Origin of the sequence: Mesorhizobium sp. M0496 (genome assembly GCF_040321205.1) — a bacterium.
GTDB lineage: Bacteria > Pseudomonadota > Alphaproteobacteria > Rhizobiales > Rhizobiaceae > Mesorhizobium.
In genome coordinates this window covers 77,930-90,253 of the sequence record NZ_JAMYRC010000014.1, presented here as the reverse complement: position 1 = coordinate 90,253, position 12,324 = coordinate 77,930, and the positions used below count along the sequence as shown (strand labels likewise).

Annotated in this window: 11 protein-coding genes; 8 read left to right on the top strand and 3 right to left on the bottom strand. The window is 64.3% G+C overall.

The genetic code is table 11. The annotated features are described in order from the left end of the window. The first annotated feature begins 215 nt into the window (after positions 1 to 215). From NKI73_RS15005 to NKI73_RS14970, 8 genes are all read left to right on the top strand, one after another. A complete protein-coding gene (locus NKI73_RS15005; RefSeq protein WP_352630905.1) occupies positions 216 to 2,648 on the top strand; it encodes a glucan 1,4-alpha-glucosidase in 2,433 nt (810 codons plus the stop codon). Between the two features lie 35 nt (positions 2,649 to 2,683). Then, positions 2,684 to 3,691: a phosphogluconate dehydrogenase (NAD(+)-dependent, decarboxylating) gene (gnd, locus tag NKI73_RS15000; RefSeq protein ID WP_352630903.1), complete on the top strand. Its 1,008-nt coding sequence runs from the start codon at positions 2,684 to 2,686 to the stop codon at positions 3,689 to 3,691. A 20-nt stretch (positions 3,692 to 3,711) separates the two neighbouring features. Beyond that, positions 3,712 to 5,088 (top strand): glucose-6-phosphate dehydrogenase, encoded by a 1,377-nt coding sequence (zwf, locus tag NKI73_RS14995; RefSeq protein WP_352630902.1) that lies wholly within the window; start codon positions 3,712 to 3,714, stop codon positions 5,086 to 5,088. Positions 5,089 to 5,100: 12 nt separating this feature from the next. After that, entirely contained in the window at positions 5,101 to 5,817 is a 717-nt protein-coding gene (locus NKI73_RS14990; protein WP_352630900.1) for an ROK family protein, read from the top strand. A gap of 215 nt (positions 5,818 to 6,032) precedes the next feature. Continuing rightward, complete coding sequence (locus NKI73_RS14985) at positions 6,033 to 6,494, top strand: Ros/MucR family transcriptional regulator (protein WP_352630898.1); 462 nt, start codon at positions 6,033 to 6,035, stop codon at positions 6,492 to 6,494. A 121-nt stretch (positions 6,495 to 6,615) separates the two neighbouring features. Further along, positions 6,616 to 7,716 (top strand): aminotransferase class I/II-fold pyridoxal phosphate-dependent enzyme, encoded by a 1,101-nt coding sequence (locus NKI73_RS14980; protein ID WP_352630897.1) that lies wholly within the window; start codon positions 6,616 to 6,618, stop codon positions 7,714 to 7,716. Positions 7,717 to 7,880: 164 nt separating this feature from the next. After that, positions 7,881 to 9,119: an MFS transporter gene (locus tag NKI73_RS14975; protein ID WP_352630895.1), complete on the top strand. Its 1,239-nt coding sequence runs from the start codon at positions 7,881 to 7,883 to the stop codon at positions 9,117 to 9,119. A 51-nt stretch (positions 9,120 to 9,170) separates the two neighbouring features. Beyond that, positions 9,171 to 9,479 carry an NIPSNAP family protein gene (locus NKI73_RS14970; protein ID WP_352630890.1) on the top strand — a complete coding sequence of 103 codons (309 nt, stop codon included), beginning with the start codon at positions 9,171 to 9,173 and terminating at the stop codon, positions 9,477 to 9,479. Here NKI73_RS14970 and NKI73_RS14965 read toward each other — a convergent pair. From NKI73_RS14965 to NKI73_RS14955, 3 genes are read right to left on the bottom strand one after another with little or no spacing between them, the layout of a single operon-like run. Further along, positions 9,476 to 10,192, bottom strand: coding sequence for a glutamine amidotransferase (locus NKI73_RS14965; protein WP_352630876.1), 717 nt, complete (start codon positions 10,190 to 10,192; stop codon positions 9,476 to 9,478). The genes NKI73_RS14970 and NKI73_RS14965 overlap by 4 nt on opposite strands. Positions 10,193 to 10,207: 15 nt before the next feature. Beyond that, complete coding sequence (locus NKI73_RS14960) at positions 10,208 to 10,687, bottom strand: tellurite resistance TerB family protein (RefSeq protein ID WP_352630874.1); 480 nt, start codon at positions 10,685 to 10,687, stop codon at positions 10,208 to 10,210. 35 nt (positions 10,688 to 10,722) lie between these two features. Then, a complete protein-coding gene (locus NKI73_RS14955; protein WP_352630872.1) occupies positions 10,723 to 12,324 on the bottom strand; it encodes a heme biosynthesis protein HemY in 1,602 nt (533 codons plus the stop codon).

Here is a 12,324-nt window from a genome sequence, read left to right as displayed (position 1 = left end):
TATTCGTCCATGGTGCTGATTTGCGCCAATGACCCGCCGCACAGGCGGGTTTTTCGTTTGATGCTCCGTCAGCCAATGCGCAGGCGAAGGCTCCGAAGGAACCCGCTAACCCGAGTTCGTTGCCCTGCCGTTGGCCCGCCCGATCAACTTGCGGTGCAGTGATTGTAAAGGGTTCGCGTCCTGGTCTAGGGAAGAAGCCAGGAGACCGAAACAGAATGCCAGTGACGCATAACGTTGCTCCGGGCGCCCCGGGAATTCCGGCCCGTTGGACGTCTAGCGCCAAGAGTGGCGTCGGAACTTCGCTTTCGCCGGCCGGCCGGATCTGGTTCACGATCAGCCACGGCATCCTCAACGAGATCTACTATCCGCGCCTCGACAGCGCCTGCACGCGCGACCTTGGCCTGATCGTCACCGGCCCCGGCTGCTATTTCTCGGAAGAGAAGCGCGATGCCGCGCACATCATCGAACCGTTCGAGGACGGCGTGCCCGCCTACAGGCTGGTCAACACCGCGAGCGACGGCGCCTACCGGATCGAAAAGCGCATCCTTGCCGATCCGGCGCGGCCCGCTTTGCTGCAAGAAATCACCTTCACGCCGCTCACAGGTGCCGCCGGCGACTACCGTGTCTACGCCCTGCTGGCGCCGCATCTGGTCAATGCCGGCATGGGCAACACCGCCTGGGTCGGCGAGCACAAAGGCAAGCCCGTGCTGTTTGCCTCGGGGCGTGGCACCTGCCTGGCGCTGGCCTCCTCGTTGCCCTGGCGGAGCGGCTCGGCCGGCTATGTCGGTGTCTCCGACGGCTGGCAGCAACTGCACAACACCGGCGTGCTCGATCCGGCATGCCAGCGGGCCGAGGACGGCAATGTCGCGCTGACCGGCGAGATCGGCTTTTCCGAGACCAAGACCAAGGCCGTGCTGGCTCTGGGGTTTGGAGCGACACCCGACGAAGCGGCGGAGACTGCTCTTGCCAGCTTGAAGCAAGGCTTTGAACCAGCGGCGAAGTCATATGTCGAAGAATGGCGTAAATGGCAAAAGAGCCTGCTGCCGCTGGACCGTCATGGCGAATCGGGGATCAACAGCTACCGCATCAGCACCGCGGTTCTGGCGACGCACCGGTCGATCGCCATGCCGGGCGGCGCGGTCGCCAGCCTGTCTATCCCGTGGGGCTTCAACAAGGGCGACGACGATCTCGGCGGCTACCATCTGGTCTGGCCGCGCGATCTGGTCGAGACGGCTGGCGGCTTCCTCGCTGCCGGCGACGCCGCCTCGGCGCTGCAAATCCTCGACTATCTCAGCTCCATCCAGCAGCCCGACGGCCACTGGCCGCAGAACGCCTGGCTCGACGGATCGGCCTATTGGCCCGGTATCCAGATGGACGAATGCGCCTTCCCGCTGCTGCTGGCCGACGCCTTGCATCGCGCGGGCCATTTGCCGCGCGCCAGGCTCGCAGCCTTGCTGCCGATGATCGAGCGCGCCGCCGGCTATGTCGTGCGCAACGGACCGGTCACCGGCGAGGACCGCTGGGAAGAGGATGCAGGCTACAGCCCGTTCACGCTCGCCGTCGAGATCGCCGCACTGCTGGCCGCGGCCGACCTGGTCGACGCCTGCGGCAAGCCTGAGCCGGCGGCCTATCTGCGCGAGACCGCCGATGTCTGGAACGACCAGGTCGAACGCTGGACCTATGTCACCGGCACGGCGACCTGCAAGGCGGTAGGCGTCGAAGGCTACTACGTCCGCATCGCGCCGCCCGACGGCGCCGAGGCCGGCTCGCCGAAGGATGGCTACGTTCCGATCAAGAACCGGCCGCCCGGCGATAGCGACCGGCCCGACGAGGAAATCGTCAGCCCGGACGCGCTGGCGCTGGTGCGTTTCGGCCTGCGGGCGGCCGATGATCCGCGCATCGTCGATACAGCTAGGGTTATCGATGCGCAATTGCGCTGCGACCTGCCGCAAGGCCCGCTCTGGTATCGCTACACCAGCGACGGCTATGGCGAGCACGAAGATGGCGCGCCATTCGACGGTACCGGCCAGGGCCGTCCGTGGCCGTTGCTGGCCGGCGAGCGCGCCCACTACGAGCTGGCGGCAGGGCGCAAGGACAAGGCGGCCAGCCTGCTGGCAGCACTGGAAGGCTCGGCCGGACCGGGCGGTCTGTTGCCGGAGCAAGTCTGGGACGGCGCTGATATGCCAGAGCGCGAACTGCTGCATGGCCGCCCCTCGGGCAGCGCCATGCCCCTGGTCTGGGCGCATTCGGAGCATATCAAGCTGTTGCGCTCGCTGCGCGACGGCGCGGTCTTCGACATGCCACCGCAAGGCGTCAAGCGCTACATCGAGGACAAGACGGTATCGCCGTTCAGGACATGGCGGTTCAACAACAAGATCCGCACCATGCCCGCCGGCAAGATGCTGCGCGTCGAGCTGCTGGCCCCAGCCACGATTCACTGGAGCACCGACAACTGGACGACCGCCCATGACAGCCAAACGGCGGAGAACGCGTTCGGCATCCATCTTGCCGATCTGTCCGTCGCCGGCCTCCCCGAGGGAAGCACGCTGATCTTCACTTTTTTCTGGCCCGGGACCGGCGATTGGGAGAATGTCGACTTCTCCGTCACATCAGGCGCCTGGGATAACCAGGTGATCCTTCCTCGATAAACCCCGTAAATCTTTCAGCAAACAGGGACGAAACCATGCAGATCGGAATGATGGGACTGGGCCGGATGGGCGCCAACATGGTCCGGCGCCTGATGCGCGACGGCCACGAATGCGTCGTCTACGACATCAACCCCGCCAGCGTCGCGGCCCTGGTGACCGACGGCGCGCTAGGGGCGGCATCAATGGAAGAATTCGTCGGCAAGCTCGCCAAGCCGCGTTGTGTGTGGCTGATGCTGCCGGCAGCCATCACCGGCAGGATCATCGATCAGGTCGCGACCCTGATGGAGCCGGGCGACATCGTCATCGACGGCGGTAATTCCTACTATCACGACGCCGTCGACCAGGCCGCGAAACTGGCCACCAAGGGTATCCATCTTGTCGATGTCGGCACCAGCGGCGGTGTCTGGGGTCTGGAGCGTGGCTATTGCCTGATGATCGGCGGTCCCGATGTGGCGGTGCAACACCTCGATTCGGTCTTTGCCACGCTGGCGCCGGGCGCCGACGCCGGCTCCAATCCGCCCGGGGATGCCGGGACCGCCCCCTTTGGCTATCTGCATTGCGGACCGAGCGGCGCCGGCCACTTCGTCAAGATGGTGCACAATGGCATCGAATATGGCGTCATGGCCGCCTATGCCGAGGGCATGAACATCCTGAAGTCGGCCAATGCCGGCAAGCGGCAACGAACGGCGGACGCCGAGACCAGCCCGCTGGAAAACCCGCAATACTACCAGTTCGACATCGATCTTCCCCAGGTGGCCGAGGTCTGGCGGCATGGCAGCGTCATCGGCTCCTGGCTGCTCGACCTGACGGCCGGCGCGCTGAAGAGCGATCCGGGCCTGGCGAATTTCGGCGGCCGCGTCTCGGATTCCGGCGAAGGCCGCTGGACGCTGAAGGCGGCGATCGACACCGGCGTGCCGGCGCCGGTGCTGTCCTCGGCGCTGTTCGACCGCTTCTCCTCACAAGGCGAATCCGAATTCGCCGACAAGCTGTTGTCCGCCATGCGCTATGCCTTTGGCGGCCATGTCGAAAAGGCCGGCAAGTGACGGCGGCAGGGGAGACGCTCATGAGGCAGGAACGGTCCGATACGCTGGTGCTCTTCGGGGCGACCGGCGACCTCGCCCACAAGAAGATATTTCCAGCGCTTTACCAGATGGTCGCCAAGGGCACGCTCACCGAACCGGTGATCGGTGTCGCCTTCGACGCCTGGGACCTCAAGCAATTGCAGGCGCGCGCCCGCGACGGCATCGTCAATGCGCTCGGCAAGATCGACGAAGAGGCGTTTGCCAAATTCGCCTCCCTGCTGCGCTATGTCAGCGGCGACTACCGCGATGGGGCGACGTTCGAGAAACTGAAAAGCGCGCTCGGCACCGCGCAGCGGCCGCTGCATTACATGGCAGTGCCGCCGACCATGTTCGAAACCGTCGTCCAGGGCTTGGAGCAATCGGGCACGGCCCAGGGCGCGCGGCTGATGGTGGAAAAGCCTTTCGGCCACGATCTGCAATCGGCACGCTGGCTGAACCGGGTTCTGCACCTGGTATTCGACGAACAGTCGATCTTCCGCATCGACCACTATCTCGGCAAGGAAGCGATCCAGAACCTGCTCTATTTCCGCTTCGCCAATTCCCTCCTCGAGCCGATCTGGAACCGCAATTTCGTCGAGAGCGTGCAGATCACCATGGCCGAGGATTTCGGCGTCGAGGGTCGTGGCCGCTTCTATGACGATGTCGGCTGCATCAGGGACGTCATCGAGAACCATCTGCTCAACATCCTGTTGCTGCTTGCCATGGAGCCGCCCGTCGGCCGTTCCGCCGACGACCTGATCGACGAGAAGGTGCAGGTGCTGCGCGCCATCCGCACGCTGACCAGGGACGATGTCGTGCGCGGCCAGTTCACCGGCTATCTCACTGAACCGGGCGTGGCGCCGAACTCGCCCGTCGAGACCTTCGCGGCGGTGCGCTTCTTCGTCGACACCTGGCGCTGGCAGGACGTGCCGTTCTTCATCCGCGCCGGCAAGAACATGCCGGTGCATGTCACCGAAGTGGTGGTGCGGCTGAAGCGGCCGCCGCTCGACGTCTTCGACCCGATCAAGCCCGCCGACCAGAACTACGTCCGCTTCCGCATCGATCCACAGGTGGTGATCGCCATCGGCGCCCAGCGCAAGGCGCCGGGCGACGACATGATCGGCGAGCAGGTCGAACTGACGGCGCTCGACGACAGCAAGGGCGACATGCCGCCCTATGAGCGGTTGATCGGCGATGCCATGAACGGTAACGGTCAGCTGTTCACCCGCCAGGATGCAAGCGAACTGGCCTGGCGCATCGTCGGCCCGGTGCTTGGCGACACGACGCCGCCGCATCTCTACGAGCCGGGAACATGGGGGCCCGTGGACGTCATGGCCGGTTTCGGGCCGCCCAACGGCTGGATTGATCCGGTGAAATGAGAGGCTGACACGATGGCCAAGGCGGTGAAACAACAGGCATCGGGCCCTGAGAAGTCAGCTGAAAAGATCGTGCTTTCGATCGATATTGGCGGCTCGCACGTCAAGATCCTGACCAGCGCCGGCGGCGAGGAGCGCCGCGTCGACTCCGGGCCGGACCTGACGCCGCAGCAGATGATCGACGCGGTCAAGAAGCTCGCCGAGGGCCTGCCCTATGACGTCATCTCGATGGGCTATCCCGGCCCGGTCAACCACAACAGGCCGCTCACCGACCCTGCCAATCTTGGCAAGGGTTGGGCTGGATTCGACTTCGCGGGTGCGTTCGGCAAACCGGTGAAAGTGGTCAACGATGCGCTGATGCAGGCCATCGGCAGCTACGAGGGCGGGCGCATGCTGTTCCTCGGGCTCGGCACCGGCCTGGGTGCGGCGATGATTGCCGACAACGTCGCCCAGCCGATGGAACTCGCCCACCTTCCCTACAAGAACGGCAAGAGCTTCGAGGATTATGTCGGCGAACGCGGCCTGGTAAAGCGCGGCAAGAAGAAATGGCGCAGATATGTCTTCGACGTCGTCGACCGGCTGCGTGCCGCCATGCAGCCGGACTATGTCGTCATTGGCGGCGGCAATGTCGACAAGCTCGATGAATTGCCCGCGGACTCCAGGCGTGGCGACAACACACGCGCCTTCGAAGGCGGATTTCGTTTGTGGCGCGACAAGGCATTGATAGTCTGATATTGTTATTGTTTAATATAGTTGTTCAAAATAACGTGTGCCGCGGCATCAAGTCATTGCGCTACGCAGATTTGCCGACTAGGAATTCCGCGCCACAACAACGCCACCCGTCCCGTGGATGCACAGAGGACGCCGTAGCATTTTGATTTTGCGCATGATCCTTTCCGGGAATCGAATCCGATTTTCAGGTCATTCGCTTTAGACGGAGAAATAGAGTGACCGACGATAGCAACAGCGCCCGTAAAGACATCGACCTGCTCGAGCTGACCGCCCACATCGTGTCCGCTTACGTCGAGAAGAACCGCTTGCCCGCCTCCGGCTTGCCCGACCTCATCGCCAGCGTCAGCGCGTCGATAAGCGGGCTCGGCAAGCCGGTGGCCCCGGTGGCTGCCCCCCTGGTCCCCGCCGTCAACCCCAAGAAGTCGGTGACACCGGATTTCATCATCTGCCTCGAAGACGGCAAGAAGTTCAAATCGCTGAAGCGTCATCTCGGCGTGCATTTCGGCCTGACGCCGGACGCCTACCGCGCCAAATGGGGCTTGCCGTCGGACTATCCGATGGTCGCCCCCAACTATGCCGCCTCGCGTTCGCTGCTGGCGAAGTCGATCGGCCTCGGCCGCAAGGCCGCTCCCGTGAAGGCACCTGCCAAGGGCAGGAAGGCCAAGATTTCAGCCTGAGGCAAAGACTCAAATTTGGCTCTGAGCCAATAGATCGATTGGAGCCTGCCGGCGAATCTGCCTTGGCAGGCTTCATGTTTTCATGGCTTGGATAGATCGGACAAGGTCTCTGGGGGAAGCCATGAACTACACCAGGATGGTGATCGAGAAAGAGGCGCCGGAGGAGTACGGCTACGACCGCATCCGTTACAATCTCTCCGAAAGTTCGATCGCCGACCAGAAACTCTCCGACATCGGCCTGTCACTGCCTGATCTGACGCTGTTCTATGGCGAGCATCGCGGCGACAAGGCGTTGCGCGCGCTGATTGCAGCGCACGACGCCGGCATTTCATCAGATGATGTCCTGGTCACCGCCGGTGCCGCCGGCGCGCTGTTCATCATCTCAACCTCGCTTTTGTCGGCGAACGACCATCTCGTCGTCATCAGGCCCAACTACGCCACCAACATCGAAACCCCAAGGGCGATCGGCTGCGCCATCAGCTTTGTCGACCTGGCCTTCGAGGAGGGCTTCGCCATCGATGTCGAACGCGTCAAGGCGGCGATGCAGCCGAACACCAGGCTGATCAGCGTCACCTGCCCGCACAACCCGACCGGCACGATGATGAGCCGAACCGAACTCGATGCGCTGGTGGCGCTCGCCGAAAGCACGAACTGTCATCTGCTGGTCGACGAGACCTACCGCGACCTTTCCTACGGCCGTCGCCTGCCGTCGGCGGCATCGCTGAGCCCGAAGGCGATCAGCGTCTCGTCGCTGTCCAAGGCCTTCGGCATTCCCGGCATCCGCATCGGCTGGCTGATCACCAGGGATGCGGAGCTTCAGGAAAAGTTCCTGGCCGCCAAGGAACAGATCGGCATTTGCGGCAGCGTCATCGACGAAGGCATTGCGCGCGGCATGCTTGAGCGCCGGGACGCCTTCCTGGCGACGCTGCTGCCCGAAATGGCGAAGCGACGCGACATCGTCCAGGCCTGGATCGACCGCGAGCCGCTGGTCGACTGGGTGCGGCCGGAAGGTGGCGTCGTCGGCTTCCCACGCCTGAATGTCGATCCCGGTTTCGACCTCGACCGGTTCTATGTGAACCTGCTGGAGAACCACGGCACCTATGTCGGACCCGGCCACTGGTTCGAGATGGAGAAGCGCTTCTTCCGCATCGGCTTCGGCTGGCCGACGGAAGCCGAATTGAAGGGTGGCCTCGACGCTATCTCCGTCGCGCTGCGGCAGTAAATTTCCTATGCGGCCGATCGACTAGGCCGAAATTTTCTTGATCCGGAACCGTTTTTGGCGCACATGCCGCTGCGAACTGAGCTAAAAGTTCCGCCAGCCGGACCAGCGCCCAACGTGGAAGTGCCCCGCCAGCTGATGCCATTCGAACGGGGCCTCTTAAATCCATGACAGCCGAACAGATATCATCTGACCAGCGCTACGCCGCGTTCCGCCATCGCTCCTTCCTGAGCTATTGGGCGGCGCGTTTCCTCACCACATTCGCCACCATGATCGTGTCCGTGGCGGTCGGCTGGCAGATGTACGATTTGACCCGCGACCCGCTCGATCTGGGCCTGGTCGGCATCGTCCAGTTCCTGCCGTCGTTGTTGCTGGTGCTGGTCACCGGCGTCGTCGCCGACCGCTTTGGCCGCCGCCTGATCATGGCGCTGGCGGTGGTGGTGGAGGCGGGCTGCGCGCTGACGCTGCTGCTTCTGACGTTGCGCGGCATCAGCGGGCCACTGCCGATCTTCGTCGTGCTCGCCATGTTCGGCGTCGCCCGCGCCTTCTTCGGCCCGGCCTCGGCCTCGCTGTTCGCCAATCTGGTGCCGCCTGAGGATTTCGCCAACGCCATCGCCTGGAATTCGTCGGCTTGGCAGACGGCGACCATCGTCGGTCCGGTCGCCGGCGGCCTGCTCTACGGCGTGTCGCCGGAAGTGGCCTACGGCACCGCCGCTGTCCTGATGCTTGTGTCCGGGCTGCTGATCTTCACCATCCCGAAGCCGTCGCAGCGCACCGAGACGGAAAAGCCGACGATGGAGCACCTGTTCGGCGGGTTTAGCTATATCTGGAGCGAGAAGATCGTGCTGGGCGCCATCTCGCTCGATCTGTTCGCCGTGCTCCTGTCCGGCGCCTCGGCGCTGCTGCCGGTCTACGCGCGCGACATCCTCCAGCTCGGTCCTTGGGGGCTCGGCCTGCTGCGCTCGGCGCCAAGCGTCGGCGCCATCTGCGTCGCTATCTGGCTGGCCGGGCATCCGCTCCGCAACCACGCCGGAATGATCATGCTGGCTTCCGCCGCGTCATTCGGCGCCTTCACCGTGCTGTTCGGCCTGTCGACCATCACCTGGCTGTCGATCGTCGCCCTTGCCTTCCTTGGCGCCACCGACATGTTCAGCGTCTACATCAGGGAAACCCTGATCCAGCTGTGGACGCCCGACCACGTGCGCGGCCGTGTCAACGCTGTCAACCAGGTCTTCGTCGGAGCTTCCAACGAGGTCGGCGAATTCCGCGCCGGTACGATGGCGGCGTTGATCGGCACGGTGCCGGCCGTCGTGGTCGGCGGCGTCGGCGCGATCGCGGTCGCCGGATTGTGGATGGTGCTGTTTCCGCAACTGCGCAAGGTCCGCCACCTCAACGGACGAAACTGATCCTCTTCCGGTTGACAGCCGACATGCCTCGCCCATGCCACAGGAGTTCTCATGGTCACTTGCTACTTGAAATATATCATTGACCCCTACAAGCTTGCCGAGTTTGAAGATTATGGCCGTCGCTGGATAGGTCTGGTCAACCACCTCGGCGGAAACCATCACGGCTATTTCCTTCCAAGCGAGGGGGCCAACAATATCGCTTATGCGATGTTCAGTTTCCCGAGCCTTGCCGACTACGAGGACTATCGCAAACGGATGGCTGCCGACCCGGAATGCCAGGAAGTGTTTGAAATGGAAAAACGCAATCGCAGCATTCTCAGCTATGAGCGCAGCTTCCTGCGGCCGGTGCTCGAACCTTAGCTATTGCTCGGCTTGCCGAAAATCCCCCGCAGGAACTCGTCCAGCCAGCGCTTGAGATGCATGTCCCAGATCAGCCGGCCGCCGAGATGATCACGGCCGGGCTGCGCGCCCGGCAGTTCGAAGCGATGCGCGCCGCGCACCACCCAGCGCTGCATCATCGCCCTGGTCAACTCGCCATGGAACTGGATGCCCCAGGCATTGTCGCCATAGCGGAAGGCTTGGTTGGGATAGGTCTCGGCCGTGGCCAGCAGCGTCGCGTCCCTGGGCAGCGAAAAGCCCTCGCGGTGGAACTGATAGACCATCTCCGGCCAGTGCATCAGTTGCTTGCCGGCCTCGGTCGCCTTCAGCGGATACCAGCCGATCTCGACCAGCCCGTCGCCGTGGCCCTCGACCTTGCCGCCGAGATGGTTGACCAGCATCTGCGCGCCAAGGCAGATGCCGAGACATGGCCGGTTCTCCCTCAGCGGGATTTCCAGCCAGTTGGTCTCGCGGCGGACGAACTCGTCCTCGTCATTGGCGCTCATCGGCCCGCCGAACACCACCGTGCCGGCGTGGCCGTCCAGCGTGTCCGGCAAGGCATCACCCAGCGGTGGACGGCGGATGTCGAGATCGAAACCTTCTTCCAGCAGCATGTGGCCGACGCGTCCGGGGCTCGAATTCTCCTGATGCAGCACGATCAGGATCTTTGGCTTCGAACTCGTCTGGCGCGGCATGGGAAGGCGAAAATCCTATTCGTCGCTCGATGTTCCGGTGGCGCCAGGTGCAAGTGCGGCCGCCTTGCGGCGCGCCTCGACGCGGTCGCGGCGTTCCACGCCGATCAGCTCGGCGACGCGCCAGACCGTATTGTCTTCCAGCTCGTGCAGCTCGCCATCGGCATAGACGATCTCCCACATCAGGCCGATAAAAGCCTTGCGCGCATCGGCATCGAGGTGACGCTTCAAGACACTGGTGAAGGCATAGAGATCGATCGCCTCATTGTCGGCCCGCTCGCCGGCGGCGGCAAGCGCTTCGAGTTCTGCGCCGCCAATCGAGTAGCTCTGCGCCAGCACCGCCTTGAACCGCTCCCACTCGACATCCTGACGCACGCCATCGGCGTTCATCACATGGTAGAGGAGCGCCGAAGCCGCAACGCGCGGATCGTCGATGCTGGACTGCGTGCCGGCGCCGGCCGGCAAATCCCTGAGAAATGACAGAACGCGTTCAAACATAGCTCATTCCCCAACGGCCTGACGGCCGGCCCAACTCAAAACAACCGAAACCGGCGCGGCGATTTTTCCGCTTCCTCGTCCGGATCGACGCCGGGATCGTCCGGCAGCCGTGCAAGCTCCTCGGCCGGCTCGACGCCCTCGGCATCGGTCGGCACCGCAGCGAAGGCCGCCGCCGTGATCGGCCTGACATGATCCTCGTGGTTCCCGGCGTCCTTGCTCGCCGTCTCGGCCGGGCGGGTTTCGTCGATCACCTCGACCGGCCTTTTTTCGCTCGTCGGCTTTGCCAGCGCTTCGATGACCGGCGCCGCGCTGGCTGGTGCATCGTCATGGCTGTCGATCAACTGGCCGAGACGCTCCATTGGCGCGCGCCACTCGAAGGCGTCGAGCCGGCCGGTGATCGGCGATGCCGGCGCCCAGCGCTCGGACACCACGCCGTCGGCGACCCAGGCCGGATCGCGCGGCGCCCGTACCGCCCTGGACAAAAGTTGCCGCACCTTGCCCTGATCGCCGGTCTCGGCCTCCTCGATGTCGGCGAGCAGCAGATAGGCGCCCTCGCGACGATCCATCCGGATCGCGGCCTCGGCCTCGCGGCGGGCGGTCGAGAAATCCTGCGCGTCGAGCGCCGCGCGTGCCACCGTCATCGACGACTCGGCGTGGTTCTTCTTCATCTCCTGCAGCTTCTTCGCCCGGTTGAGGCGGTCGAGCACCGCATCGCCAGGCCTTGCATGGGTGTAGAGTTCGGCGACCTCCGGGTGCGGCTCGGCCTTCCACGCTGCCTCGAGGATCTTTGAGCCCTTGCGCACGTCGTTCTGCTTGAACAGCGCGGCGGCGGCGGCAACGGCGGCGGGCGCGAAGTTGGGGGCGAGCCGGTTGGCCTCGATCGCCGCGGTTCTGGCGGCGGCGGGATCGCTGTCGGCAAGCGCCTGCGCCTTGGCAGTCAACAGCACGGCGCGGCGGCGGTTGGCGGCGTCGCGTTCGATCTGCCGTGTCGATTTCTGCGCGTCAACCAGTTTCAAGGCGCCGTCCCAGTCACCGCGCGCGGTCAACTCTTCCAGCGTCGATTCGGCGGCCCAGGCCAATTGCGGCGCCATCACCGCGGCGCGGCCGGCATAGTGCCTGGCTGCGTTGCGGTCGCCGAGCCGTTCGGCTTCGAGATAGAGCCCGCGCAGGCCCAGCAGCCGCATTTCGGGATCGTCGAGCATGCTCTCGAATTTCTGCCGCGCCCCTTCATGATCGCCTTCGAGCAGCGACGCCTGCGCCTCTAGCAGATGGATCAGCGGCTCCTGGTCGGAACGGATCAGCTTGGCCGCTTCCTTGGTTTTCTTGCGGGCCAGCGCGCCGTCACCAGCGCCGGCGGCGATCATGCCGGTCGACAGCGCCTGATAGCCACGGTCGCGGCGGCGGACGCGGAAATAGCGCGAGATTGTGTAGGGGCTGTTCCACAACGACTTAAGCAGCCACCACAGGATCATCACCGCGGCCACAACAGCGACGACGGCCACCGCCGCCACCATCAGACTGACCTGGTATTGATAGCCGCTGAAGGTGACGACCATGTCGCCCGGACGGTCGGCCAGCCAAGCAAAGCCCAGTCCGAGCGCGAAAACGACGATGAGGAACGCCAGCAGGCGGATCAT

Coding starts and splice junctions, on each gene's coding strand:
- NKI73_RS14975 (WP_352630895.1), top strand. CDS start 7,881: ATGACAGCCGAACAGATATCATCTGACCAGCGCTACGCCGCGTTCCGC.
- NKI73_RS14955 (WP_352630872.1), bottom strand. CDS start 12,324: ATGATCCGCCTGCTGGCGTTCCTCATCGTCGTTTTCGCGCTCGGACTG.
- NKI73_RS15005 (WP_352630905.1), top strand. CDS start 216: ATGCCAGTGACGCATAACGTTGCTCCGGGCGCCCCGGGAATTCCGGCC.
- NKI73_RS14990 (WP_352630900.1), top strand. CDS start 5,101: ATGGCCAAGGCGGTGAAACAACAGGCATCGGGCCCTGAGAAGTCAGCT.
- zwf (WP_352630902.1), top strand. CDS start 3,712: ATGAGGCAGGAACGGTCCGATACGCTGGTGCTCTTCGGGGCGACCGGC.
- NKI73_RS14960 (WP_352630874.1), bottom strand. CDS start 10,687: ATGTTTGAACGCGTTCTGTCATTTCTCAGGGATTTGCCGGCCGGCGCC.
- NKI73_RS14965 (WP_352630876.1), bottom strand. CDS start 10,192: ATGCCGCGCCAGACGAGTTCGAAGCCAAAGATCCTGATCGTGCTGCAT.
- NKI73_RS14970 (WP_352630890.1), top strand. CDS start 9,171: ATGGTCACTTGCTACTTGAAATATATCATTGACCCCTACAAGCTTGCC.
- gnd (WP_352630903.1), top strand. CDS start 2,684: ATGCAGATCGGAATGATGGGACTGGGCCGGATGGGCGCCAACATGGTC.
- NKI73_RS14980 (WP_352630897.1), top strand. CDS start 6,616: ATGAACTACACCAGGATGGTGATCGAGAAAGAGGCGCCGGAGGAGTAC.